The organism is Streptomyces sp. NPDC015127, from assembly GCF_043080095.1.
GTDB lineage: Bacteria > Actinomycetota > Actinomycetes > Streptomycetales > Streptomycetaceae > Streptomyces.
The window spans coordinates 61847-86018 of the sequence record NZ_JBIBVE010000014.1 but is presented as its reverse complement, the minus strand read 5'-3'; the positions used below and the strand labels follow the sequence as shown (position 1 = coordinate 86018).

Sequence of the window (24172 nt, the reverse complement as noted above, 5' to 3'; positions counted from 1 at the left end):
CTACGGGGGAGAGGTGCGGGTGCCAGGCGTCGCGAGCCCGGCCTGATCGGCGAGACACCCCCTAGGGACGAGGCGGGGCGGTGGAGAGCCGGACCTTGAGCTCGGTCGAGAGCTCCATCCGGGGGCTGACCAGAGGCTGGTCCTCCAGAAGCTGGAACAGTGTGCGGGCGGCGAGCCGGCCCATCTCCTCCAGTGGCTGGCGCACCGTCGTCAGCGGAGGTGACAGCCAGTCGCACATCGGCAGGTCGTCGAAGCCGACCACGCTGAGGTCCTGCGGGATGCTCAACCCGCCCTGCCGGGCGGCTTCGTAGACTCCCATCGCCTGCTGGTCGCTACCGGCGAAGATGGCGGTCGGCGGCTCGGGGAGGGCGAGCAGTTCCTGGGCGCGCTGGAATCCGCCCTCGTGCTGGAAGTCGCCGAACCGGATCAGGTCGCGGTCCACCTCGACCCCGGCCCGCTCAAGCGCGGCCCGGTACCCGTCGATGCGGGCCTGGCTGCAGAGCATCTCCCTGCGCCCGCCGATCGCGGCGATCCGGCGGTGCCCCAGCTCCAGCAAGTGCTCGGTGGCGGCGAGGCCGCCCGCCCAGTTGGTCGCGCCGATGCTCGGCACACCGTTGCCCGGAAGGTCGATCGGGTCGATGACGACCAGCGCCACCCCGGCCCGTTCGACCTGGGCGCGCTGGGCCTGGGTGACCGAGGCGGTGACGAGGATGACGCCGTCGCTGTGGTGCAGGACCGGCAGTGCGGCCCAGCTCGACGGCGTGGCCTCGCCCGGCGGGACGAGCGACACGACGGTGCCGACGCTCCGCTGGGCGCACTCGGCCTCGACGCCGCGCAGTATCTCCACCGCCCACGCGCTGTCCAGACCGCCGATGATCAAGTCGACCAGCCCCGACCTGCGGGCCCTGCCCTGGCGGCCGGGGGGCAGGTAGTTGTGAGATCGCAGCAGGCTCTCGATCCGTTCGCGTGTCGAGGGTGCGACATCGGAGCGGCCGTTGATCACCTTGGACACGGTGGCCTGGGAGACCCCTGCCTCCGCGGCGATGACGGCCAGGGTCGGACGCTGCTCGCTCAACTTCTCTCCTCTGCGCGGACGCCTTGGGCCGGCGACCAGGTACCGCAAACTTTTCGAAGAGTTTCCGGTCGGTGTGACCTACTTGTCAAGCCCCAAAAGAGCTGCTGAATTTGGATAGTTCGGTGACAGGTCTTGACCGAGAAGCCCCACGTTCCTAGTTTGTGGCAGCGCAGAATTCGAGAGTGTTGCGAAATGTTTTCGAGAACGAACCGACATTCCCCACCCCGGAGGTCCCATGGCCAGCACCCTCCCGAGCCGACGACGCTTCCTGGCGCTCTCGGCCCTGACCGCACTGTCCGTCCCGCTGGCCGCGGCCTGCGGCGGTGACGACTCCGGCGACAGGACGGCAGCCGACGGCAAGGTGACCTTCGCGTGGTGGAACATCGCCACGACGGAACCGGGCAAATCCCTCTTCCCGCAGATCTCCTCGGCGTTCACGGCCGCTCACCCGAACATCACGATCAAGACGACCTCGTTGGAGAACGAGGCGTTCAAGTCCAAGCTGACCGCCACCACTTCTTCCGGCAAGCTCCCCGATGTCTTCCAGACCTGGGGCGGCGGCGTGCTGCAACAGCAGGTCGACGCAGGGCTGGTCGAGGACCTCACCGACGCGTTCGGCTGGTCGTCCGACCTCACCCCGGTGTCGCTTGAGGCCTATCAGTTCGGGGGCCGGACCTACGGGGTGCCCTACGACATCGGCATGGTCGGCTTCTGGTACAACAAGAAGCTCTTCGCCAAGGCCGGGATCACCGCGCCGCCGGCCACCTGGGCCGAGCTCCTCGAAGACGTCCAGAAGCTCAAGGCGGCGGGCGTCACTCCGATCGCCCTCGCGGGCAAGGAGAAATGGCCAGGCCACTACTACTGGGCCTACCTCGCGATGCGCGTCGCGGGCCTCCCCGCCCTGCAACAGGCCGCGACCACCAAGGACTTCACCGGCGCCGGCTTCGTCCAGGCCGGTACCCACCTCAAGGAGCTGGTCGACCTCCAGCCGTTCCAGACGGCCTTCCTCGGCGCCGGCTACTCCACCCCCGGCGGCCAGGCCGCGACCATGGGCAACGGCAAGGCCGCCATGGAGCTGATGGGGCAGTGGGGACCCTCGGTGCAGAAGGACGCGGGCGCCGACCTCGGAGCGGACCTGGGCTTCTTCCCCTTCCCGACGGTCGACGGCGGAGTCGGCCGGGCCACCGAGGTGTTCGGCGGCGGCGGCGGCTTCGCGCTGCGCAAGGGCGCCCCGAAGGAGGCGCTGGACTTCCTGAAGTTCTTCGTTCTGGAGAACCAGTCCAAGCTGCTGGCCTCCAACGGCTACCTCCCGGTGGTCAAGGGCGCGGAGAGCCAGCTCACCGACGCCAACAAGAAGGTGGTGGCCGACAGCCTGGTCAAGGCGACGGGCTTCCAGCTCTTCCTCGACCAGGCCTACCCGCCGGCGGTCGGCCAGGAGGTCAACGACAGCGTCGCCGACCTCATCGCGGGCAAGAAGACGCCCGAGCAGGTCACCGAGTCGATCACCGAGGCTGCGAAGGGTGCCTAGGTCCGTGGCTACCCCGACCAAGGACCCGGCCGAGGATCCGGCCAAAGACCCGGCCAACCCGACCAAAGACCCGACCAAGGGCCCGACCAAGGACCCGGCCGAGGAGCGGACGCAGGACGCCGTGCCCGTGCGCCCGCCCGCCCCGGCCCGGTCGCTCCTGCGCGGGCTGGGAGGCTGGGCGTCGGTCGCCTGGTTCCTCGTCCCCGCTCTGGTCCTCTTCCTCGTCTTCGTCCTCGCCCCGATCGCCGTCGCCGTCCACACCAGCTTCTTCAAGTGGGGCGGGATCGGCTCCATGGACGACTTTGTCGGCTTCGAGAACTACGCCAAGCTGTTCGACGATCAGGTCTTCCTCGGCGATCTGGGGCGCGGACTGTACCTGATCGTCCTGTCGATCACGGTGCAGTTGCCGTTCGCGCTGTTCACCGCGGTCCTGCTCAACCAGAGGCTGCGCGGCCGGGCCGTCTACCGGATGCTGTTCTTCGCGCCGTACATCCTGTCAGAGGTGGTCACGGCGGTCCTCTTCACCATGATCTTCCTCCCCGGCGGCGGCATGGCCGACCATCTCGCCGGCGCCCTCGGCCTGGAGGGGCTGCAGGGCAAGTGGCTCGCCGATCCCTCGACGGCCATGCCGACCCTGTTCGTGGTCATGACCTGGAAGTACTTCGGCTTCCACATGATGCTCTTCCTCGCCGGGCTGCAGAGCATCCCGGGCGAGATCCTCGATGCCGCCTCCATCGACGGCGCCGGCGCCTGGCAGCGCTTCCGGTACGTGACGCTGCCGCTGCTCGGCCCGACCGTCCGGATCAGCGTCTTCCTTTCGATCATCGGGGCCATCCAGCTCTTCGACCTCGTCTGGGTCATGACCGCGGGCGGGCCCAACCACTCCTCCGAGACGATGGCGATCTCGATGTTCCAGTTCGGGTTCAAGCGCTACCAGGTCGGCTACGCCAGTGCGATCAGCGTGGTGTTGTTCCTGATCAGCCTGGTCTTCTCCCTCTTCTACCAGCGTTACGTGCTCCGCCGTGACCTGAGCGGGGCCATCACCACGGGAGGTGGCCGATGAACGCCCGCAGGACGGCACGTGGCCTGTCGCTGCACGCCGTGGTCTGGCTGATCGGCGCGTTCGTCGTCGTGCCGCTGATCTACGCGGTGATCTCCGGGTTCAAGAGCACCGGCGAGCTGACGACCAATCCGTTCGGACTGCCGGAGCACTGGAAGACCGGCAACTACACCGGCATTCTCGGCGACGGAATGTTCTGGCGGCAGATCGCCAACAGCGCGGGTATCGCGATCGGCACGACATGCTGCACGGTGGCGGCCTCCGCAATGGCGGCGTTCGTGCTGGCCCGCTACGCGTTCCGGGGCAGGGAGCTGTTCTACACGCTGTTCACGATCGGGCTGATGTTCCCGTTCGCGGTGGCCGTCCTGCCGCTGTTCCTGCTGCTGCGCAACTTCGACCTGCTCGACAACCCGCTCGGAGTGATCCTCCCGCAGGCCGCCTTCGGGCTCCCTATGACGATCATCATTCTGCGCGGCTTCTTCCGGACCATCCCGGCGGAGGTGGAGGAGGCGGCCATCATGGACGGCTGCGGCAAGTTCCGCTTCTTCTGGAGGGTTCTGCTGCCGATGGCGCGGCCGGCACTCGGCACGGTCTCGGTGCTGGCGATCGTCGCGAGCTGGAACAACTTCTTCCTGCCGCTGCTGGTGTTCAACGACCCGAAATGGCAGACGATCCCCGTCGGCGTCCAGCAGTTCCAGGGCCAGTACTCGACCGACTACGCGCTCGTCCTCGCCTACATCGTGCTCGCGATGGTCCCCGCCCTTGCCTTCTATGCCGTCGCCGAGCGGCAGTTGATCGGCGGCCTCACCGCGGGCGCCACCAAGGGCTGACCGTTCCGCGTGACCTCCACCCCCGAGGAGACGTTGTGAAACGCCTGACCGCACTGACAGTCGCACTGATGTTCGCGTTACCCCCACAGGCCGTGGCCGCGCCCGAGCGCCCCGCCATCGACTTCGGCGCCGAGCTCCAGCCCATCGACGGATTCGGCTTCTCGATGGCCTTCCAGCGGGCCGACCTGTTGCACGGCGCGCGCGGCCTCAGCCCGGCCAAGCAGCGCGAGGTGCTCGACCTGCTGCTCAGCAAGGACAAGGGCGCGGGCCTTTCGATCCTGCGCCTGGGCATCGGATCGTCGACCGACCGGGTCTACGACCATATGCCGACGATCCTGCCGGCCGATCCCGGCGGGCCGGACGCCACGCCGACGTACGTCTGGGACGGCTGGGACGGCGGCCAGGTCTGGCTCGCCAAGGAGGCCAAGGCCTACGGCGTCAAACGGTTCTTCGCCGACGCCTGGAGCGCCCCGGCCTTCATGAAGACCAACGGAAGCGAGAACGACGGCGGCGAGCTCCTGCCCGAATGGCGTCAGGCCTACGCGAACTACCTCGTCCAGTACGCGAAGTTCTACCGGCAGGAAGGCATCAGGATCACCGACCTGGGGTTCACCAACGAACCCGACTGGACGGCGACCTACGCCTCGATGCGGTTCACCCCGCAGCAGGCCGTCGACTTCCTCAAGGTGCTCGGGCCGACCGTTCGCGCGTCCGGATTGAAGACCGGGGTGGTCTGCTGCGACGCCGCGGGCTGGGACCGGCAGGTCGCCTACACCGAGGCCATCGAGGCGGACCCCGCGGCCGACAAGGCCGTACGGACCATCACCGGCCACCGCTACAGCGGTCCGACCGACGTCCCGCAGCCGACCGACAAGCGCGTGTGGATGTCCGAATGGTCGCCGGACGGCACCACCTGGAACGAGAACTGGGACGACGGCAGCGGCTACGACGGTCTCACCGTCGCGGCCGACATCCAGAACACCCTGACCGTCGGCAACGCCAATGCCTATGTCTACTGGACCGGCGCGTCCCTCGGCGCGACCCGAGGGCTCATCCAACTCGCCAACCCCGGTGACGAATACCGGGTGTCCAAGCGGTACTGGGCGCTGGCCGCCTTCAGCCGGTTCATCCGCCCCGGCGCCGTCCGCGTGCCGGCCACGAACGCCGACCCGGCACTGCAGACCACCGCCTTCCGCAACACCGACGGCAGCCGCGTGATCGAAATCCTCAACACCGCGACCACCGAAAAGTCCGCCGAGTTCTCTCTTCGCGGCGGGCAGGACCGGCACCCCGACGGCTACGTCACCGACGAGACCCGCTCGATCACCCCGGCCGACATCGTCTCCACGCACGGCACGACCCTCACGGCGAAGCTCGCCCCGCGCGCGCTCACCACGATCGTCCTCGACTGAACCGCCCACCACCCGAGGAGACCGTCATGCCCCTGCCCCGGATTCTCATCGCATCCCGGATTCTCACCGCCCTGTCCGCCGCCGCCTGCCTCACGGCCGGTCTCGCCGCTGCGCCCGCAGCCGCCGAGCCCCGCCCCAAGACGCTCGGCGAACTGGCCGAGAAGCACCACAAGTACTTCGGCTCCGCCACCGACAACCCCGAGTTCACCGACGCCGCCTATCTGAAGCTCCTCGGCAGCGAATTCGGGCAGACCACCCCCGGCAACGCCATGAAGTGGTACGCCACCGAGCCCGAGCGCGGCGTCTTCGACTTCACCGCCGCCGACGAGGTCGTCGCGTTCGCCAAGGCCCACCACCAGAAGGTCCGCGGCCACACCCTCATCTGGCACAACCAGCTCCCCGCCTGGCTCACCGAGGGCACCTGGACCGCCGACGAGCTGCGCGCCATCCTCAAGAACCACATACAGACGGTGGTCCGGCACTTCAAGGGCCAAGTGATCCACTGGGACGTAGTCAACGAGGCCTTCAACGAGGACGGCACCTACCGCGAGACGCTCTTCTACAAGACGCTCGGCCCCGGCTACATCGCCGACGCCCTGCGCTGGGCCCACGAGGCCGACCGGCACGCCAAGCTGTACCTCAACGACTACAACGTCGACGGGATCGGCCCCAAGAGCGACGCGTACTACACCCTGATCAAGCAGTTGAAGGCCGACGGCGTCCCGGTGGAGGGCTTCGGCATCCAGGGGCATCTGGCGCTCCAGTACGGCTTCCCCGCCGACGTCCAGCAGAACATGCAGCGCTTCGCCGACCTCGGGGTCGAGGTCGCGATCACCGAGCTCGACATCCGGATGATCCTCCCCGCGACCCCTTCGATGCTCGCCACCCAGGCAACCTGGTACGCCGACTACGTCAAGGCCTGCCTGGCGGTCGAGAAATGCGTCGGCATCACCATCTGGGACTACACGGACAAGTACTCGTGGATCCCCTCCGTCTTCCCCGGTGAGGGCGCGGCGCTGCCCTACGACGAGAACCTGCTGCCCAAGCCCGCCTATCACTCGATCAAGGAGGTGCTGGGCGGATGATAAGAACGGCGATCGTCGGAACGGGCGGGATCGCCGGCATCTGCCACGTACCCGCCCTCCGGGCGCAGGCGCACCGGGCCGTGATCGTGGCAGCCGTCGATGTGGACGCCGCGCGCGCCGAGGCGTTCGCGGCCGAACACGGCATTCCCGCGGTCTACACCGACCTGCACACGATGCTCCAGGAGCAGCGTCCGGACCTCGTGCACCTGTGCACGCCGCCGTTCCTGCACGCCGAACAGGCCGTGGCCTGCCTGGAGTCGGAGGCCTGGGTGTGGTGTGAGAAGCCGGTGGTGCTGTCGCTGGCCGAACTTGACCGGATCCGCGCCGCCGAAGGGCCCGCCGTCGCGGGCGCGGTGTTCCAGCACAGGTACGGCACGGGGGCCCGGTACCTGCGCGACCGGATCGCGGCGGGGACGCTGGGCCGTCCGCTGGTCGCGCAGTGCGTCACGGCGTGGTTCCGCGACGACGCCTACTACGACGTGCCCTGGCGCGGCACATGGGAGAGCGAGGGCGGTGGCCCGACGCTGGGCCACGGCATCCACCAGATGGACCTGATGCTCGCGGTGCTCGGCGAATGGGCCGAGGTACGCGCGATGGCCGGCCGCCTGGAGCGCGACGTCCAGACCGAGGACGTGTCCGCGGCCCTGGTCCGGTTCGAGAACGGAGCCATCGCGACGGTCGTCAACAGCGTCCTTTCCCCACGCGAGGAGAGCTACCTGCGGTTCGATCTCACCGACGCCACGGTCGAGCTGCGGCATCTGTACGGCTACTCCAACGCCGACTGGACGTTCACCACCAGGTCGGCCGGCGTGAAGTGGGAGCCGCCAGGCGACCTGCCCAGCTCGCACACTGCCCAGCTCGGGGCCTTCCTGGACGGCTACGAGGCAGGAATCCGGCCCGACCTCGGCAGGTCCACCATGGAACTGGTGACCGCCTTGTACAAGGCCGCGATCACCGGCCTGCCGGTCCGGCGCGGAGAGATCGACGCGGCCGACCCGTTCTACGGCTCGCTCAACGGGGGGCGCCCGGAGGTGTTCCGATGACGTTCGAACTCCTCGAGAACAAGGACTCGCTGATCGTCCGAACGCGCGGCGTCGACCTCTTCCGCTATGTGCACCGGCCGGTCACGGTCCCCTTCGAGGCACCGAAGCCCTACCTGCATCCGGTGCGCACGCTCGCCGGCGACGTGGTCACCGGGTACCGGCCGCACGACCACCGCTGGCACAAGGGCGTCCAGATCACGGCGTCGTGGCTGTCGGGGCAGAACTTCTGGGGCGGCGGCACCTACCTGCGCGGCCAGGGCTACGTGGACCTGCCGAACCTCGGCACGATGCGCAGCCTCACCGTATCCGCCGAAACGGGCCGCGGCCGCGCCGTGATCACCGAGGACCTGGCCTGGCACACGATGGCAGGGGAGCACTGGATCGACGAGCGCCGCACGCTGACCGCCCACGACGTCGAGGCAGACTCCTGGACCCTGGACGTCACCACCGCGCTGACCAACGTCCACGACACCGATCTGATCTTCGGCAGTCCCGGCACTCAGGGCAGGGAACTCGCCGGATACACCGGTCTGTTCTGGCGCGGCCCGCGCGACTTCACCGGCGGCGACGTGATCGGCCCCGCGATGGGCGAGCAGGGCGACTGGCTGGCCTTCATCGGCACGCACGACGAGGTCGACCGCTCCTCCACGCTGCTGTTCCTGGACGATCCGGACGCCCCCTGCCACTGGTTCGTCCGCAGCGAGCCCATCCCCGCCGTCAACCCGTCTCTGGCGTTCGACAAGGAACTGCCGCTGGCCCCGGGCGACACCCTCTCGCGCCGCTACCGGATCGTCGTGGCCGACGGCGCATGGACCCCCGGGCGCCTGTCCCGCCATATCGCGGAACACCCGTGGTGACCCGGCTCCCCGGCGGCGTGGGGATCTCCGGGTTGACCGTGTACGACTGGGAGGCCGCCGACGGCCTGTGCGGCGGCACACCCCACATGCACCTCGTCTGCTCCGAAGCCTACGTCGTCATCGACGGCTCGGGCAGCGTCCAGACCCTCACCACCTGCGGCTTCGCCGACACCCCGCTGCACCCCGGCGACGTCGTCCGGTTCACCCCCGGCACGATCCACCGCCTCGTCAACGACGGCGGCCTGCGCCTCGTGGTGCTCATGCAGAACAGCGGACTCCCCGAGGCCGGCGACGCCGTCTTCACCTTCCCCGCTCCCGTGCTGGCCGATCCCCACGCCTACCAGGCGGCGGCAGCCCTGACCGGCGACCAGGCCGCGGCAGCGCGCCGCCGCCGCGACCTGGCACTCGAGGGTTTCCTGGCCCTGCGCGAAGGCGGGCTGCGGGAGTTCCACATAGCAGCCAGCACCAACTCTTCGGCATGTGCGGCCGCCTTCACTCCTACCCGTCCCTACCCGTCCCCGACCCCGACGCGGCCGCTTCGCGGTTCGTCGAGGTCACCTCACCTCCGACCCCCAAAGGAGCTCTTCTGATGCGGTTTCGCCATCCACCCCTGGTCCTGAGTCTCGTACTCGCGGTCTTATCGTCCTTGCTGCTCGGGGCCACTCTCCTCAGTGCCCCGCCCGCCGCCGCGGCGACCGTCGACCCCAACGCCTCCTATGTGCTGGTCAACCGCAACAGCGGCAAGGCCCTGGACGTCTACAACCTGGCGACCAACGACGGCGCGCGCATCACCCAGTGGACCAGGAACGATCAGAACCAGCAGCTGTGGCAGTTCGTCGACGCCGGCGGCGGTTACTACCGCATCAAGTCCCGCCACTCCGGCAAGGTGCTGGACGTCCAGAACGCGTCCACCGCCAACGGCGGCCCGATCGTCCAGTGGACCGACCTGAACGCCACCAACCAGCAGTGGCGGCTGGCCGACAGCTCGGGTGGCTACGTGAGGCTGATCGCCCGCCACAGCAACAAGGCCCTCGAAGTACAGGGCGGCTCCACCGCCGACAACGCGAACATCGTCCAGTACGACGACTGGGGTGGCAACAACCAGCAGTGGCAACTCGTCCAGGTCGGCGCCGGCAACCCCGGCACGTGCAGTCTTCCGTCGTCCTACCGCTGGACATCGACGGGCGCGCTGGCGCAGCCCAAGTCGGGGTGGGTCTCCCTCAAGGACTTCACCGTCGTCCCCTACAACGGCAGGCAGCTCGTCTACGCGACGACGCACGACACCGGGACGAGTTGGGGTTCGATGAACTTCGGCCTGTTCACCAACTGGTCGGAGATGGCCTCGGCCGGCCAGAACACGATGTCGACATCCACCGTCGCGCCCACGCTCTTCTACTTCGCGCCGAAGAACATCTGGGTGCTCGCCTACCAGTGGGGTAGGACCGCCTTCTCCTACCGGACGTCGAGCGACCCCACCAACCCGAACGGCTGGTCATCGGAGCAGGTGCTCTTCTCCGGAAGCATCGGCGACTCCGGAACAGGACCCATCGACCAGACGCTCATCGCTGACGGGACGAACATGTACCTGTTCTTCGCCGGTGACAACGGCAAGATCTACCGGGCCAGTATGCCGATCGGGAACTTCCCGGGCAGTTTCGGCTCGACCTCGACAGTGATCATGAGCGACACGAGGAACAACCTGTTCGAAGCCCCGCAGGTCTACAAGCTCAAGGGCCAGGACCGCTACCTCATGATCGTCGAGGCGATCGGCTCGCAGGGCCGCTACTTCCGCTCGTTCACGGCCACCAGTCTGAACGGCTCGTGGACGCCCCAGGCCGCGACCGAGAGCAACCCCTTCGCCGGCAAGGCCAACAGCGGCGCCACCTGGACCAACGACATCAGCCACGGCGAACTGATCCGCACCAGCGCCGATCAGACCATGACCGTCGATCCCTGCAATCTGCAGTTGCTCTACCAGGGACGCAGCCCCAACTCCGGTGGCGACTACGGCCTCCTGCCCTACCGGCCGGGTCTGCTGACACTGCAGCGCTGACGGCGCGACACGGGTCCGGCTCCGGTGTGGAGCCGGCGTGGCGGGCTCGGCGGAAGGCCGAGCCCGCCCGGGTCACGCGAAGAAAGCGTTCCGGGGTCACACTGCCGATCACCGCGGACATCACCCCAGGCGGACCCCGGTGCGGCACCCTTTCTGATGCCGTCAGCTCGCCCCGGCAGGCCGTCGCTTCGCACCATCCGACCGGCAACAGGAACCCGCCAGGACGCACGGCCCCGCAGTGAAGCACGATGACAGCCGCCGAATGCGCGGTCTCCCAACCCGGCGTCCCTCGCGCGGCGCCTATCAGGCCGGTTTGTGGCAGCGGGGAGAGCAGTACGTTGCCGAGGCAGGATGCTCAACCCCGGCCGTCCATGACGTTCCGCACTCCGAGCAGATCGACGTGACGTCGGTCCGCGACCACGACCAGCCGTAACCGAAGAACCCCGTCCCTGCCCATACCGCCACCATACGGACAGTCAGCCCTGCTCCGCGTACGGGTCGGTGATCTCTCGCAGCCGCGTGAGGATGTCCCGCAGTTGCTCCATGCGCCGTTTGCCCAGGTGGGCGGTCCATTCGGCTTCGACTTCAGCCACAGCCCGGTTGCCGATGGGAATCAGGGAGCGGCCGTACTCGGTCAGGCGGATCAGGCGGGCGCGGGCGTCAGTGGGGTCGGGGGTGCGTTCCACGTACCCGGCCCCTTCGAGCTGGTCGACAAGGTAGCCGGCGGTCTGCTTGGTCACCTGGGCGGATTCGGCGAGTTCGCTGAGCCGGGAGCCGTCCTCGTCGATCCGCTGCAGGAGTTTCGCCTGGGCCAGGGTGATGTCGTGGTGGCCGGCGGCGGCCACAGCGTCGAAGGCTCGGTTCTCCATGGCTCGGTACGAAATGAAGAGCAAGACTCCGATGTTGAGGTCTGCCACGTGACTCTCACTCCCCTCTCGCTTCCCGTTCTCACGGCTTGACGATAGTCAGAGACTCTGAGTAATTTAGACAGAGAGCCTGACTAATGCCTGTTCGGGCCACCGTACCAAGCCGAGGGGAAACGGCCATGGATGGGGCGGAGATGTGGCAGGTCATCGATGACGAGCGGGCCTCTCTGGCCGACGTGTTCGCTTCACTGACCGACGAACAGTGGGCCCACCCGTCGCTCTGTGCGGGGTGGACGGTCCGCGACGTGGCGGCCCACTTGAGCATCGGGCCACGTACGGGGCTCGGCACGGTCCTCGTCGAAATGGTCCGGGCACGCGGGGGCTTCGACCGCATGGTCGACAACACCGCCCGGCGCAAGGCAGCGCGCCCGAGGACCGAACTCGTCGCGGAACTGCGCGCGGCGTGCGGTTCGCGGCACTTGGCGCCGGGTCAGCAGCTGGCCGACGCGATGATGGATGTGCTGGTGCACGGTCAGGACATCGCCCTGCCGCTCGGCCTCAACCGTCCGATGCCGCTCGAGGCCGCCCGGGCCTCCACCGAGCACACCTGGCGGCGAGGCTTTCCTTTCCATGCCCAGAAGCGGCTGCGTGGGCTGCGGCTGGCCGCCACCGACGTCGACTGGTCGGCCGGGGCGGGCTTGGAGGTCAAGGGGCCGATCGCCGCGCTGCTCCTCCTGGTCTCCGGTCGCCACGCCGCCGCGATGCCTCGGCTCGCCGGGCCGGGGGTGGCCGTGCTCAGCCCCGCCGCTCCGGCCGGACCGGGGGCAGCGGGCGGACAGCCACCGGGCGGGTCGCAGCACTGAGGAACACAACGGGGAACAGGCGGGGGTGAGCATGCCGTGGCGAGGAATCGGTACGTAGGTGAGATCCGCATCAGCAAGCGGACCGTGCAGATCGGATATGAGGTCTATCCGCTGGCGAACATCTCCCGAGTGCGGTCCGTGGAGTTGATCCCGGGCGGCAAGCGGGCCACGTACTACCCACTGCGGGAGATCGCGATTCTGGCGCTGCTGGCTATCCCGGTCGCCGCTGCTTTCAACGCGGTGCTGCCGGAGGCGGCTCTCACGCCGGACGACGAGGAGCGGGTGCGTCAGATCGCCACTGGCGTCGCTGTGGTGGCCGGGGGACGGCTGGCCTATCTGTTCTGCCTGCTGTTTTACCGCATAGTGCTCAGGCCGCGCCGTTACATGCTGGTCATCGAGACGGCGGGCACCCAGTACACGGCGATGTCCGGCACAGCGTACGACGAGATCGAGCGGATCAAGGGCGAGATCGTCGACGCCATCGAGAACCCGCCGCAGCAGGAGCGGATCGTGCAAGTCCGGGGCGACCTGGTGATGGGCGACAAGATCGGCCGGGACAAGTACCAGCAGTCCGGCAGCGGTAACCACATCAACGCCGGGCGATAGGCCCCGGCACGGCAGAAAGGACGGTCCGATGTCGGACCTCGTATCCGGAGACAAGGTCGGCGGCAGCAAGTACGTCCAGAGCGGCGACCGCAACACTTTCACGGTGAACAACTCAGCCGGCGTCGACCGAGCCGAGCTGGACGCCGCGGTCGCCGAGCTGCGTGCGTTCATCGCTCAGCTGAGCCGGGACGGGGCGATCGCCGCCGACGGCAGCGTCACCGACCCCGGCGCCGTGGTTGCCGCTGTTGAATCCCAGCCGGGCCGGCTGCGGGCGCTGAGCAGCGCGATCGCGGGCGGCGCAACAGCTTCCGTCCTGGCGGCGGTCCAGGGCGGCGTGGCCACCCTGATCACCGCTCTCGTCGGGCAGGCATGAGCCGGGCGCAGCACTCGATGTGGTGTGCCCGGCACCGAGATCCTTTCGCTGCTGCCCGTGGTGGTGCCGCCCACCGCCGTGCCCGTGCCCGTGGCCGAACGCCGGCGGACTGGATGACGAGATCGTCGACCGAGCACCGAGCCGGTGCCGGCGAGACCCGCCCCCGAGTCACCCGAGCCGATTCCACGCGGCGAATCATGCGTGCTGCCGCCGTCTTCGGCGCCACGCCGGCGAGTGCCTTCTGTGGGTTGACGGTCCCAGCGCACGCAGAGCCGGTTCCCGACAACGCCTTCTACACGATCAGGCCTGAGCACAGCGACAAGTGTCTCGACGTCGCGTACCTCAGCAAGGCCCACGGCGGGGACGTGGTCCGGGGCGGCTGCTGGAACGGCCCCAACCAGCGATGGTGCTTCGCATCGGCCACGCAATAGCAGGAGCGTGGGGCTGGCCTGGGCGCCCAGCCGTCCAGCCGAGCCCTCATCCGCAGCGCCGAGCGCTGTACGCGGCACGCTGCCCAGGCCGGCAATGTGCGGCTCACCGAGCCTTGTCCGCTGCCGCCTGCAGGTCTGGGGCACAGGCGGAAGCTCGGCCCCTCGAAACGGCCAAGGTCGGCGCCTGCCTTTGTCATGCATGGCGGCAGCGGTGTGACGGCCTGGCGGAGATTGAAGTTCGTTGTGGGCATGGCAGTCGGATGTTGTGTCGCCAGGATCTGTTGGGTGTCTGCTGATCTTGTGCCTGATGACCTGTGGGGAACGTGTGGCCCCGCTGTTGCCTGCCCGTCCGCCTCGGCGGCATCGGTATCCCGGGCGGTTGCCGGCGGATGACCGGGCTGCGTTGCGGGGCATCGTCTACGTGCTGTGCAAGAGCGTGAGCTGGCGGGACGTTCCGGCTGAACAGGTTGGCTGCAGCGGTGCGATGGCCTGGCGGCCTCTGCGGGACTGGACCGAGGCCGGTGTCCGGCCACAGCTGCACGAGGTATTGCTGACCGAGCTGAGGGCCGCGGGTTTGCTGGACATGAACGACGTGGCAGTCGACGGCTCCCATGTCAGGGCCCTCAAGGGGGGCTCACACCGGACCTTCGCCGGTCGACCGCGCGCGTCCGGGCAGCAAGCACCACCTGATCACCGATCGGCACGGCAACCCTTGGCCGTCTCGCTGACCAGCGGAACCGTCACGACGTCACTCAGCTGATGCCGCTGCTGGACGCGATACCAGTGGACCCGGAGCCCTCGCTTCCCCCTTCTGGCCTGGGCTTTTTCGGCAGAGTGCAAAGCTCTCGTCAGCAATGCTCACGTCAGCGATGCTCGTTCTCAAAGCGGCGCACGTGGTGTGCCCCGGACGCACCGTCGTCCGCTACGGGAAGGAATCTCATGTTGGGACCCTTGAAGCTCAAGCTCCTGGGTGCTGCTACGGCAGCCAGCACCCTGGCCATCGGAATCGCGGCCTCACCCGCGCAGGCTGTCGAGACGACCTGGTGCGAGAATCTGACGATCGGCGGCGAGACGGCTGCACGTGGTTGCTTCAAGGACTACGGGGACCACGTATATGCCGGCGACTACCGGGCTGACGGCTGGCGAGCGGTCACCGAGTGGAAGACCAACTACGGTCGCACCGGCGAGTGTCACGACGACAGGGGCGCCACCGACACCCTGGTCGACTGCAACTACGACATGGCCGAGTCCGGGTCCATCACCTTCCGAATCGTGGTGCGTAACGGTGCGGACGGCACCAACCAGTACCAAACCGGTTGGCACAGGTGGGTGCCGATCGGCTAGGACTTTCCGGTGCGGGTGCCGGCTCTCCTGCCAGTTCGGCTTCACGCTTCGTCCGATGATTGTGCTTAATCGCCTGGGCCGAACTGTCGGCCACCTCCTGCAGTTTCGGCACGTTCAGCAGGCGGCGGGCCAGGGCCCACACCCAGCTCCTGCCGCTGCTGGATGCCGTCCCGCAGATTCGGGGACTGCGGGGCCGCCCCCGCCGCAGGCCCTGGCGCCTGTATGCCGACCGGGGCTACGACTTCGACAGGTACCGCCGCCTGCTGTTGAGGCGTGGCATCAAGCCGTTGATAGCACGACGCGGCGTCGCCCACGGTTCCGGACTGGGCAAGGTGCGCTGGGTGGTCGAGCGTGCCTTCGCCTGGCTGCACCAGTTCAAACGGCTCCGCACCCGATACGAACGACGCGCCGATCTCCACCAGGGCCTGCTCGAACTGGCCTGCAGCCTCATATGCCTGCGCCGCCTAGTGCCTCATCCTGAAATGATCAGTTGGCTGTCCGTGCTGATTCCGGCGGCACCGGAACTCACGAATGTCGAGATCAGCACGCGCTCGCTGGTCCCGAACGCACCGACATCTGGCCCCGGAACTCCGGAAATGAGCATGTGTTTCACGTACGGCGGGCATTGAGAACGGCCAGCGCGGCTGCGGCGCAGATGGTCATGGTGGTGCCCATGGCGACTGCGGTGACCTGGCCGGGCAGGCTCATGGCGGAGGCGGCGAGGCCGCCGACGAGGAATTGGAGCAGTCCTTGCAGGGAGGAGGCGGCTCCGGCGGCGGAGCCGTGGCCGCTCAGTGCCAGGGATGTGGCGTTGGCCAGCACGATGCCGAGCATGGACACCACCAGGAAAAGGCAGGTCAGCAGCAGCGGTAGCGGGAGGCCTAGCACGGCGCAGGTCAGGACGCCGGCGGAGCCGAGGGTTGCCACGGTCAGACTGACGCGCAGCAGGGTGTGCTCGTCGGCGGCGCGGCCGACGAGCCAGCCGCTGACCTGCCCGAGCAGCACGATGCCCAGACCGTTGAGGCCGAAGACGAGGCTGAACTGCTGGGCCGTGAGCCCGTAGGCGTCTTGCAGGACGAACGACGATCCGGAGATGTAAGCGAACACGGCGGCGAACATCAGTGCCGCGGCGAGCACGTACCGCAGGTAATGGAGGTCGGTGACCAGTGTCCGGAAGGTCCGCAGCGTCGCGCGCAGGTGGGCCGGCGCCCGCTTGGCGTCCGGCAGCGACTCGGGCAGCGCGAAGACGACCGCAAGCAGCAGGACGGCGCCGACGGCGGCGAGCACCAGGAACACCGCGCGCCAGGTGGTGAGCGCCAGCAGTTGGCCGCCGATGACGGGCGCCACGACCGGGGCGACGCCGTTGACGACCATGAGGGTGGAGAAGAACCGGGTCATGGCGGTGCCAGAGAACAGGTCCCGCACGATGGCCCGCGCCAGGACCGTGCCCGCGGCCGCACCCAGCGACTGCAGTATCCGGCCGGCGATCAGGTAGCCGACGGTGGGCGCCAGCGCGCACCACAGCGACCCCGCCAGGTACAGCGCCATACCGGCAAGCAGCGGGCGGCGCCGGCCCCATGCGTCCGACAGTGGACCGACGATTACTTGGAAGAGGGCCAGGCCGACGACGAACGCCGTGAGGGTCATCTGAACCAGCGGCGCGCTGGTGTGCAGCTGGTGGGCCATGCTCGGCATGGCGGGTAGGTACATGTCGATCGTGAGCGCACCGAAGGCGCTCAGTGAGCCGAGCAGCAGGGCCAGCCGCGCCCGGCGCCCCAGGTTCACCGGCTTCGGGACGTCGGTGCTCTCCGCCGTGGCGACCGTCTGCCGATCTTGCGCATCACCATGAGTTATGGACATATAATTATGGTGACATAACTCGGTAGGGTGGTGCCATGCCCCGCGACACAAAAGACGCCGTCGGCACGGACGCCGGTGGCCCGCTCGCCGACCTCGCCGACCTGATCCTCAACGTCGGCCGGCTGGTGCGTGCCCGGACTCCGGAAGGTCCGCAGGTGGTGACGCTGACCGAAACCGAGCGGCAGGTGATGCGGGTCGTCGACCTGTACCCCGGGGCCGCGCCGAGCGAGATCGCCCGTCGCACCCGGCTGCAGCGCACCAACGTCAGCACGGCGCTGCGCAGCCTCGAGGCCAAGGGGATGGTTTCCCGCGCCGCCACCAACGGCCGCGGCATCGCCGTGCGCCCGACCGAGCGCGCGGCGGCCAACCTCCGGGTGCTGCGCGCGGCCTGGGCACAGGAGCTCGCCGTTATTCTGGGCGACGACCTCGACACGGTCCGGAAATGCACCCACCTGCTCAGCCACCTGGAACAGCGGCTCACCGCCGACGACCAAGGCGGTCCATGACCACACGAGACCCACTGGGTCGTCGAGCGGGCCTGGCTCCACCAGTTCAGACGACTGTGGCTCATTCTGAAACCATCAGTTAGTCGGGTGTCGCCAGGGTTTTCCGGTCTGGTTGGGGGACGATTGCTACGGGGCAGTGGCTGTGGTGGAGCAGGGTGTGTGTGATCAGGCCGGGGTGGGGTCCGGGGTGGCTGTGCCGTCGATGGGTTCCGATGATCAGGAGGTCGGCTGCTGTCGATCGGGTGATCAGCGTGTGGCGTGCTGAGCCTTCGATGAGTGTGTGGTGCACGGTCAGGTCCGGGTACTGGTCCGTGATGCTGTTGAGTGTGTGGTGGAGGAGGGCTGTTGCTTGTTCCTGTGGGGTCTGGGCGGGTTTGCGGGTGAGTAGTGGGTGCGCTGTGGGTCGGTGTGCGGGGGGATGCCAGGCCTGTATGGCCTCCAGCTCGCACCCGCGTGCTGCGGCTTCGCGGAAGGCGAAGCGGACTGCTGCTGGGGCCGTGTCGCTTCCGATGCCCAGGACGATGCGGTTGTTGCGGGTTTCCCTGTTCTGGGGCCGGCCGCGTATGACGGCGACGGGACACGGCGCCCGGGCGGCGAGGGAGAGACTGACCGATCCCAGAAGGAGTTCGCGGATCGGGCCCTTGCCGCGGGCGCCGGTTACCAGGACGGTGGCGTGGTGTGCCTCGCGCAGCAGCGCCGAGACGGGGTCTTCCGGCACGACGCCGGTGCTGATCTCCAGTGGCGCCCGTCGCCGGGCATGCTGGGCTGCGGCCGCCACGACGCCCTCGGCGAGTGCGTGTTCGGTCACCAGGTCCGGGTCGATTCGTGGTGTGTCCGTGAGGGCTGCGCCCTCGTACCGCTCCCACAGTGAGGCGTGGACGATCCGCAGCGGCAGTCCGTGGCGGACCGCCTCGTCCACGGCCCAGTCGACGGCGTGGAGGCTGGGCTCCGAGCCGTCGACCCCCACGACCACAGGCAGAACCATGATTCCCACCGCCTTCGACCCGTTGGGTGCTCCCTCATTCTCCCGCCGGTTCGGCGTGTCGCCGGCATCGGCCGGGGCGGCGTCGCGGGCCGTCTGCGGGCGGTTCGGCGCAATGGCGCGGCCGCGCCGGGCAGCGGGCAGCCGGCGGACGACACGGCCCCGGCGCGGTGGGGGCGTCGCGGTGCAGCGTCGCCCTGCCCTGTCGCCCTGCCACCGGAGGCCGGTTCCGGGATGCGGCCTGCGGTTCCGTCCGGGGGGAAGGCGGTCAGGGCGGCGGTGTCCTGCGGGTCCACGACCCGCAGGGCGTCCCGGGACGTGGCAGGCGCGGTGATGTCGGTCTTCTGCGGGTGCGGCGCTTCGTGGCGCAGCAGGACGGGGCAGCGGGGTGATGTTCCGATGCCCGCCGCTCCGTCCACCGACGGCTGCTCCGTGCCCGCCTCTCCCGCGGCCACGGGCCGGGGGAGGGGCTCCGCCCGGTGACGGGGCTGTCGAAGGACATCGCGGCCGCTGTTGCCGCCGACCGCATCCTGGCGCCGACACCGCGCACCGAATGGAAGAGCACTGCCGCAGCGGCCGGTACGAGCAGCGACCCCGCCGGGGGCGTCGCGGCCCGGCCGGCTGCATTCCGCCCCCACGGTGCAGGGCCTGCGCTTCGCCGCGGTCGTGCCGGGAAGGCGGCCATGACCGACGACCCGGGTCCTGCGGGCAGGCCCGTCCTGGCACCCTGCACCGGCTCATCGCGGCTCATCGCGGCTCACCGTAGGACACTGCCGTCCCGCCTGGCCGCTGCCGGACCCGGCTGGTGTCCGAGAGGGGACTGCGGGCCGTTTTCGGTGCGGTTTGCGTGGGCCGTGTGTGGGGTGGGCGCGCTCCGGGCCGATCAGGGCCTGGTTCCCGACGCTCAAGGGACGAAGGAGCGCAGAATGGGTGCAGGTACGTGTTGCCTGGAGGGCCTGTGCTGTGGAACTCACCGACTGGCTGCTGACCCCGAGCGAACGCGGCAACAGCGCGACCCGTCTGGACAGCCGCCGACCGGACCGAGCGGCGTGGTCGCAGGGAAACCTGGTGCGGCCCCTGATCCACGGTGCGACGTATTTCCGAGAACTCCTCAGCGCGATCCGCGCGCAGCGGGCCGGGGACCTGCTCCTGTTCACCGACTGGCGGGGCGACCCCGACGAGCGCCTCGCCGGTCCCGGCAGCGAGATCGGTACCGTCCTGTGCGAGGCGGCCGAGCGCGGTGTGATCGTCAAAGGGCTGGTCTGGCGCTCCCATCTGGACCGCTTCCAGTTCAGTGAGGCCGAGAACCGCCACCTCGGCGAGGAGATCGAAGCAGCGGGCGGCGAGTGCCTGCTCGACATGCGGGTGCGCCCCGGCGGCTCGCACCACCAGAAGTTCGTCGTGCTCCGGCACGGTGACCGCCCCGAGCTCGACATCGCGTTCGCCGGCTGCACCGATCTGTGCCACAACCGCCACGACGACGCAGCGCACCGTGGCGACCCGCAGTCACAGCCCATCGCCGCCGCGTACGGACAGCACCCACCGTGGCACGACATCCAGCTCGCGATACGAGGACCGGCTGTCGGCGACATCGAGGCCGGGTTCCGCGAACGCTGGGACGACCCGGCGCCGCTCAGCCGCAGCCCGCTCGTGCGCCTGCGAGAGCTCGCACACCACGAGGACACGCGCGCGGACCCGCTGCCGCCCCAGGCGCCCGACCCGAAGCCCTGCGGTACACACACCGTCCAGGTCCTGCGCACCTACCCCAACCGGCTGCTGCGCGGCTACGACTTCGCCCCCGACGGCGAGCGCAGTATCGCGCACGGCTACCGCAAGGCGCTGCGGCGGGCCCGGGCGCTGATCTACCTGGAAGACCAGTACTTGTGGTCTGCGCACGTGATGGAATGCTTCGCCGAGGCGCTGACCGCCAACCCCGGCCTGCGTCTGATCGCGGTCATCCCTTCCGTCCCCGAACAGGACGGCCGCCTCACGCTGCCGATGAACCTGATCGGCCGGATCACGGCCCTGGACAGGCTGCGCCGCGCCGGTGGTGGGCGCGTCGCGGTGTACGGGCTGGAGAACCACGCCGGGACACCGGTGTACGTGCACGCCAAGGCATGCGTGATCGACGACGTGTGGGCCTCGGTCGGATCCGACAACATCAACCTCCGCTCCTGGACCCACGACTCCGAACTCGACTGTGCCGTCCTGGACGAGAGCAGAGACCCGCGCGAGCCGCGCGACCCCGGCGGTCTCGGGGACGGCGCGCGCAGCTACGCCAGGAACCTGCGCCTGGAGCTTTCGCGTGAGCACCTGGACATGGGAGAACCCGAAACCCCGCACGCGCTGGACACCCTCTGCGATCCCGTGAGCGCCTTCGACGCCTTCGCCGCGAGCGCCGCCGCACTGGACTCCTGGCACGAGACCGGTCGCCGCGGCCCCAGGCCACCCGGGCGCCTGCGCACCTGTCGCCCGCCGAGCCTCTCGCCTGCGGCCAGGGCGCTCTGCACGCCTGTGCATCGTCTTCTCGTCGACCCGGATGGCCGGCCCCTCGGGCTGCGGCGCCACAACGCCTACTGACGACCGAACGCAGTGACCCGCGCCGACGGGGTCCGGCCGGCTCGTGGTGGTGCGCCTGCCCGCCCGTCACGGGGTGGGCCTGCACGAGTCCTGTCCGGTCGCATCGGCGGTGGCCATCGGCCGGCATCGAGACCACACCTCCGCGGGAGACGGGGGCACCCATGACCCGCACTTCCAGGACCACCACGGCCCCGTCGTGCTGAGTCGGTGGCGCGGACGCCGACGGCGAGACGCGGCCGCTCAGCAAGGACAAGATCCTCCCGCTGCCCGCTGCCCGCTGCCCGCTGCCCGCTGCCCGCTGCCCGCTGCCGGCCGGCCCCGAAGAGCTCCGACGGCTCCGTCCGGAGCAGCCGCCCGGCTGCTCCGGCCCCCCGGCAGCGGGGGAGTGGCACCCCCGCCGGACCGCCCCCCCGCGGGCCGGATCGGTGACGTGCCGTACTGCGGATTCTCCGTCCACCACCGCATGTCCGCTCACTCGCAGTACTGCCGACTTCGTGGCCTGGGCGGGAAATTGCGGCTGTTGGGCAGCAGACTCATCCACCTGCTGACACGTCGTCGAGCGCTCCCTCGGCCGAGGGAGCCCGGCTGCTCCGGCCTGCCATCCCGTTGATTGATGGAGAATCCCGCTTGTGCCGCGAGAACCCCTTGGGGAACCAACCAGTCGGCAAGGCCTGCTCAGGGGCGAGTTCTTGCAGCTCAGGCTACGTCGAGAAAGGGCGCACGTGCCCGGACCGGCACGACTGGTCTCTTGGTCCGGGCCGTTTCTCAGCTCCCGCTGCCGGACCGCGGGCCCGGCCGGAGCGTGCGGTCACCGCCCGCACGATCACGGCCCGGCGTACTGCTGCACGGCCGTCACCCCGTGGCACGGGACCGGGTCACCGCCGGGTGAACCACCGGCCGTCCGGCTCGACCCTGGCGGCGAACTGCCGTTGCACGAGGGCGTATTGATCCGGCTGTGGGGGGCACCGTATCGAGCCCCGGTCGGCCTTCCGCCGGGCAGGCGGCCTCGGAGGGCGTGGTGCTGATCGTGGACGGCGGCCTGGCGCCCACCGGCGGCCGCAGGGGCGCCGAGCAGGCGACGAACTCCTGCTGCTGCGCCTGCCACCGGGTGGTCACCGGCGCCGGGCCTGTCTGATCGCGGGTCGCCGGCCGCCGGGCCCGTCTGATCGCGGGTCGCCGGCTGCCGGCGATGCCGTGAGCGGCCCGGGGGGCGTGTGCGGGGCAGCGACGGGGGCGGGGCCCGGCCGCGGCACGCCTGCCTGGAGGGGGACGCCCCGTTTCGTCCTGTGGCGGCGCGAGAATCCGGCGCAAATTACCTTTCGATGCGGCGCCTGTCAAGCCCCGAATCTCCGTCGCTTTCTCCGGGGTCTTCCCGCCCGCAGTCTGGATTCAGGCAAAGCGCCGAGGCCACCGGAAACCGGGCGGCACGACACAATTCCCAAAGGATGAGAAATCATGATTGCTAAGAAGCGTATTCCCCACATCGTCGGTCTGACCTGCGTCGCTGCGATATTTGCGGGGACGGCGGGTGTGGCGAGTGCCGAGGCCGCCCCGAAGGCGGCTCAGTCCGTCGTGGAGATGCAGCACGGCAAGGACCACAAGAAGCCGAAGCCGAAGCCGGGCAAGCACAAGAACAAGGAAAGGAACACCCCGAACACGCCGAACACCCCCAACACCCCGAACACCCCGGGTGGTGGCGTCAATACCCCGAACACGCCGAACACCCCCAACACCCCCAACACCCCGGGTGGTGGCGTCAATACCCCGAACACGCCGAACACCCCCAACACCCCCAACACCCCGGGTGGTGGCGGCAACACCCCGAACACGCCGAACACCCCCAACACCCCCAACACCCCGGGCGGTGGCGGCAACACCCCGAACACCCCCAACACGCCGAACACCCCCAACACCCCGGGTGGTGGCGTCAGCACTCCGAACACGCCGAACACCCCCAACACCCCTAACACCCCGGGGTGATCCAACCGGACACGAGACGCCGCCGCGCAGAGAATACTGCGCGGCGGCGCCCTGTGACGTCGGCCCTCAGGCGGCCCGCAGGAGCGACTTCAGCACGCTCAGCGGCGTGTTCGGAGTGTTGGGCGTGTTGGGCGTATTCGGGGTATTGGGGGTGTTCGGTGTGTTGCCGCCACCGCCCGGCGTGTTCGGCGTGTTCGGGGTGTTGGGCGTGTTCGGGGTGTTCGGAGTGTTCGGTGTGAGGACGCCCGTCAGTGCATCCAGCAAGCCGCCCTCGGCGGACTGCTCCTGCTGCGTGCCGCTGCCCGCGTCAGCCGTGGTCACAGGCTGCGCCGGCTGCGCCGGCTGCGCCGGGGTCTGCTGCGGTGTGGCCTGAGGCTGCCCCTGGGCGGCGGCCTGCCCAGCCGGAATGATCACGGTCTGGGGAGTCTGCGGGGTCTGCGGGGTCTGCGGTGTCTGGGGGGTCTGCGGGGTCTGGGGAGTCTGTCCGCCGAACAGGCTGATGCCCGTGAAGTTGAATGTGCGACCGCCGCTGTCCGGTTCGTCGGCGGCGTGGGAGGTTCCCGTGCCGAGAACGGCCAGACTGCCGACCGTCGCAGCGGTGAGCACGATTCGCTGGATCTTGTTCACTGGATCTTGGCCTCCGTGCCTGTGCAGGGCGTGTGTGGGCAATCGCTCAGCGCGACTACAGTGACGGTGGTCAAAAGTACACACAGGCTGACGAATGTCGCGGTAGGCGCTTGGGTCGACGCTTCCGGCCACCCATTCACCGGACGGCAGGCCCGGTGAGGAACGCGGACGCACCCCGGGGAGATCCGAGCGGAGCGCGCGGCGGCGCCGC

General features: G+C 69.2%; 23 protein-coding genes and 2 pseudogenes. 20 read left to right on the top strand and 5 right to left on the bottom strand.

What is annotated here, in order from left to right:
* Positions 1-61: 61 nt before the first annotated feature.
* Positions 62-1075, bottom strand: coding sequence for a LacI family DNA-binding transcriptional regulator (locus tag ACF08N_RS26765; RefSeq protein ID WP_392327234.1), 1014 nt, complete (start codon positions 1073-1075; stop codon positions 62-64).
* 235 nt (positions 1076-1310) lie between these two features.
* Here ACF08N_RS26765 and ACF08N_RS26760 point away from each other — a divergent pair, with 235 nt between their 5' ends.
* From ACF08N_RS26760 to ACF08N_RS26720, 9 genes are all read left to right on the top strand, one after another.
* Positions 1311-2603 (top strand): extracellular solute-binding protein, encoded by a 1293-nt coding sequence (locus ACF08N_RS26760; RefSeq protein WP_392327233.1) that lies wholly within the window; start codon positions 1311-1313, stop codon positions 2601-2603.
* A 121-nt stretch (positions 2604-2724) separates the two neighbouring features.
* A complete protein-coding gene (locus ACF08N_RS26755; RefSeq protein WP_392327388.1) occupies positions 2725-3666 on the top strand; it encodes a carbohydrate ABC transporter permease in 942 nt (313 codons plus the stop codon).
* Positions 3663-4493: a carbohydrate ABC transporter permease gene (locus tag ACF08N_RS26750; protein WP_392327232.1), complete on the top strand. Its 831-nt coding sequence runs from the start codon at positions 3663-3665 to the stop codon at positions 4491-4493. Before ACF08N_RS26755 ends, ACF08N_RS26750 begins: the two co-directional genes overlap by 4 nt.
* A 68-nt stretch (positions 4494-4561) precedes the next feature.
* Positions 4562-5905: a glycoside hydrolase gene (locus ACF08N_RS26745; protein ID WP_392327231.1), complete on the top strand. Its 1344-nt coding sequence runs from the start codon at positions 4562-4564 to the stop codon at positions 5903-5905.
* Positions 5906-5931: 26 nt separating this feature from the next.
* Positions 5932-6990, top strand: a complete 1059-nt coding sequence (locus tag ACF08N_RS26740) for an endo-1,4-beta-xylanase (protein ID WP_392327230.1) — start codon at positions 5932-5934, stop codon at positions 6988-6990.
* Positions 6987-8033 (top strand): Gfo/Idh/MocA family protein, encoded by a 1047-nt coding sequence (locus ACF08N_RS26735; RefSeq protein ID WP_392327229.1) that lies wholly within the window; start codon positions 6987-6989, stop codon positions 8031-8033. The genes ACF08N_RS26740 and ACF08N_RS26735 overlap by 4 nt, the downstream gene beginning before the upstream one ends.
* Positions 8030-8890 carry a PmoA family protein gene (locus ACF08N_RS26730; RefSeq protein WP_392327228.1) on the top strand — a complete coding sequence of 287 codons (861 nt, stop codon included), beginning with the start codon at positions 8030-8032 and terminating at the stop codon, positions 8888-8890. The genes ACF08N_RS26735 and ACF08N_RS26730 overlap by 4 nt, the downstream gene beginning before the upstream one ends.
* Complete coding sequence (locus ACF08N_RS26725; protein ID WP_392327227.1) at positions 8842-9480, top strand: cupin domain-containing protein; 639 nt, start codon at positions 8842-8844, stop codon at positions 9478-9480. Before ACF08N_RS26730 ends, ACF08N_RS26725 begins: the two co-directional genes overlap by 49 nt.
* A complete protein-coding gene (locus tag ACF08N_RS26720; RefSeq protein WP_392327226.1) occupies positions 9480-10943 on the top strand; it encodes a non-reducing end alpha-L-arabinofuranosidase family hydrolase in 1464 nt (487 codons plus the stop codon). Before ACF08N_RS26725 ends, ACF08N_RS26720 begins: the two co-directional genes overlap by 1 nt.
* A 476-nt stretch (positions 10944-11419) precedes the next feature.
* Here the strand turns inward: ACF08N_RS26720 and ACF08N_RS26715 are convergent, their stop codons facing one another.
* Positions 11420-11812, bottom strand: a complete 393-nt coding sequence (locus ACF08N_RS26715; RefSeq protein ID WP_392327225.1) for a MarR family winged helix-turn-helix transcriptional regulator — start codon at positions 11810-11812, stop codon at positions 11420-11422.
* A 176-nt stretch (positions 11813-11988) separates the two neighbouring features.
* On the opposite strand from ACF08N_RS26715, the gene ACF08N_RS26710 reads away from it, so the two are divergent.
* The 7 genes and pseudogenes from ACF08N_RS26710 to ACF08N_RS26680 all read left to right on the top strand — a co-directional run.
* A complete protein-coding gene (locus ACF08N_RS26710; RefSeq protein ID WP_392327224.1) occupies positions 11989-12672 on the top strand; it encodes a maleylpyruvate isomerase family mycothiol-dependent enzyme in 684 nt (227 codons plus the stop codon).
* Positions 12673-12708: 36 nt separating this feature from the next.
* Entirely contained in the window at positions 12709-13278 is a 570-nt protein-coding gene (locus ACF08N_RS26705; RefSeq protein ID WP_392327223.1) for a DUF6232 family protein, read from the top strand.
* A gap of 28 nt (positions 13279-13306) precedes the next feature.
* A complete protein-coding gene (locus ACF08N_RS26700; RefSeq protein ID WP_392327222.1) occupies positions 13307-13651 on the top strand; it encodes a hypothetical protein in 345 nt (114 codons plus the stop codon).
* Positions 13648-14082 carry an RICIN domain-containing protein gene (locus ACF08N_RS26695; protein WP_392327221.1) on the top strand — a complete coding sequence of 145 codons (435 nt, stop codon included), beginning with the start codon at positions 13648-13650 and terminating at the stop codon, positions 14080-14082. Before ACF08N_RS26700 ends, ACF08N_RS26695 begins: the two co-directional genes overlap by 4 nt.
* Before the next feature lie 285 nt (positions 14083-14367).
* Positions 14368-14865 (top strand): annotated as a pseudogene (locus ACF08N_RS26690) (IS5 family transposase); the annotation flags it as partial.
* A 168-nt stretch (positions 14866-15033) separates the two neighbouring features.
* Positions 15034-15426: a hypothetical protein gene (locus ACF08N_RS26685; protein ID WP_392327395.1), complete on the top strand. Its 393-nt coding sequence runs from the start codon at positions 15034-15036 to the stop codon at positions 15424-15426.
* 140 nt (positions 15427-15566) lie between these two features.
* A pseudogene (locus ACF08N_RS26680) lies at positions 15567-15890 on the top strand (transposase); the annotation flags it as partial.
* A 145-nt stretch (positions 15891-16035) separates the two neighbouring features.
* On the opposite strand, the gene ACF08N_RS26675 reads toward ACF08N_RS26680, so the two are convergent.
* A complete protein-coding gene (locus tag ACF08N_RS26675) occupies positions 16036-17286 on the bottom strand; it encodes a multidrug effflux MFS transporter (RefSeq protein WP_392327220.1) in 1251 nt (416 codons plus the stop codon).
* A 35-nt stretch (positions 17287-17321) separates the two neighbouring features.
* Between ACF08N_RS26675 and ACF08N_RS26670 the strand changes: the two genes are divergently transcribed.
* Positions 17322-17792 carry a MarR family winged helix-turn-helix transcriptional regulator gene (locus tag ACF08N_RS26670; protein WP_392327219.1) on the top strand — a complete coding sequence of 157 codons (471 nt, stop codon included), beginning with the start codon at positions 17322-17324 and terminating at the stop codon, positions 17790-17792.
* Positions 17793-17871: 79 nt separating this feature from the next.
* Here ACF08N_RS26670 and ACF08N_RS26665 read toward each other — a convergent pair whose 3' ends face one another.
* Complete coding sequence (locus ACF08N_RS26665; protein WP_392327218.1) at positions 17872-18777, bottom strand: universal stress protein; 906 nt, start codon at positions 18775-18777, stop codon at positions 17872-17874.
* 927 nt (positions 18778-19704) lie between these two features.
* Between ACF08N_RS26665 and ACF08N_RS26660 the strand changes: the two genes are divergently transcribed.
* The 3 genes from ACF08N_RS26660 (at position 19705) to ACF08N_RS26650 (ending at position 23334) form a co-directional block, all read left to right on the top strand.
* Complete coding sequence (locus tag ACF08N_RS26660) at positions 19705-21354, top strand: phospholipase D family protein (RefSeq protein ID WP_392327217.1); 1650 nt, start codon at positions 19705-19707, stop codon at positions 21352-21354.
* 955 nt (positions 21355-22309) lie between these two features.
* Positions 22310-22489, top strand: a complete 180-nt coding sequence (locus tag ACF08N_RS26655) for a hypothetical protein (protein ID WP_392327216.1) — start codon at positions 22310-22312, stop codon at positions 22487-22489.
* Positions 22490-22809: 320 nt separating this feature from the next.
* Positions 22810-23334, top strand: a complete 525-nt coding sequence (locus ACF08N_RS26650; protein WP_392327215.1) for a hypothetical protein — start codon at positions 22810-22812, stop codon at positions 23332-23334.
* A 66-nt stretch (positions 23335-23400) separates the two neighbouring features.
* Here the strand turns inward: ACF08N_RS26650 and ACF08N_RS26645 are convergent, their stop codons facing one another.
* A complete protein-coding gene (locus tag ACF08N_RS26645; RefSeq protein WP_392327214.1) occupies positions 23401-23961 on the bottom strand; it encodes a hypothetical protein in 561 nt (186 codons plus the stop codon).
* Positions 23962-24172 lie beyond the last annotated feature (211 nt).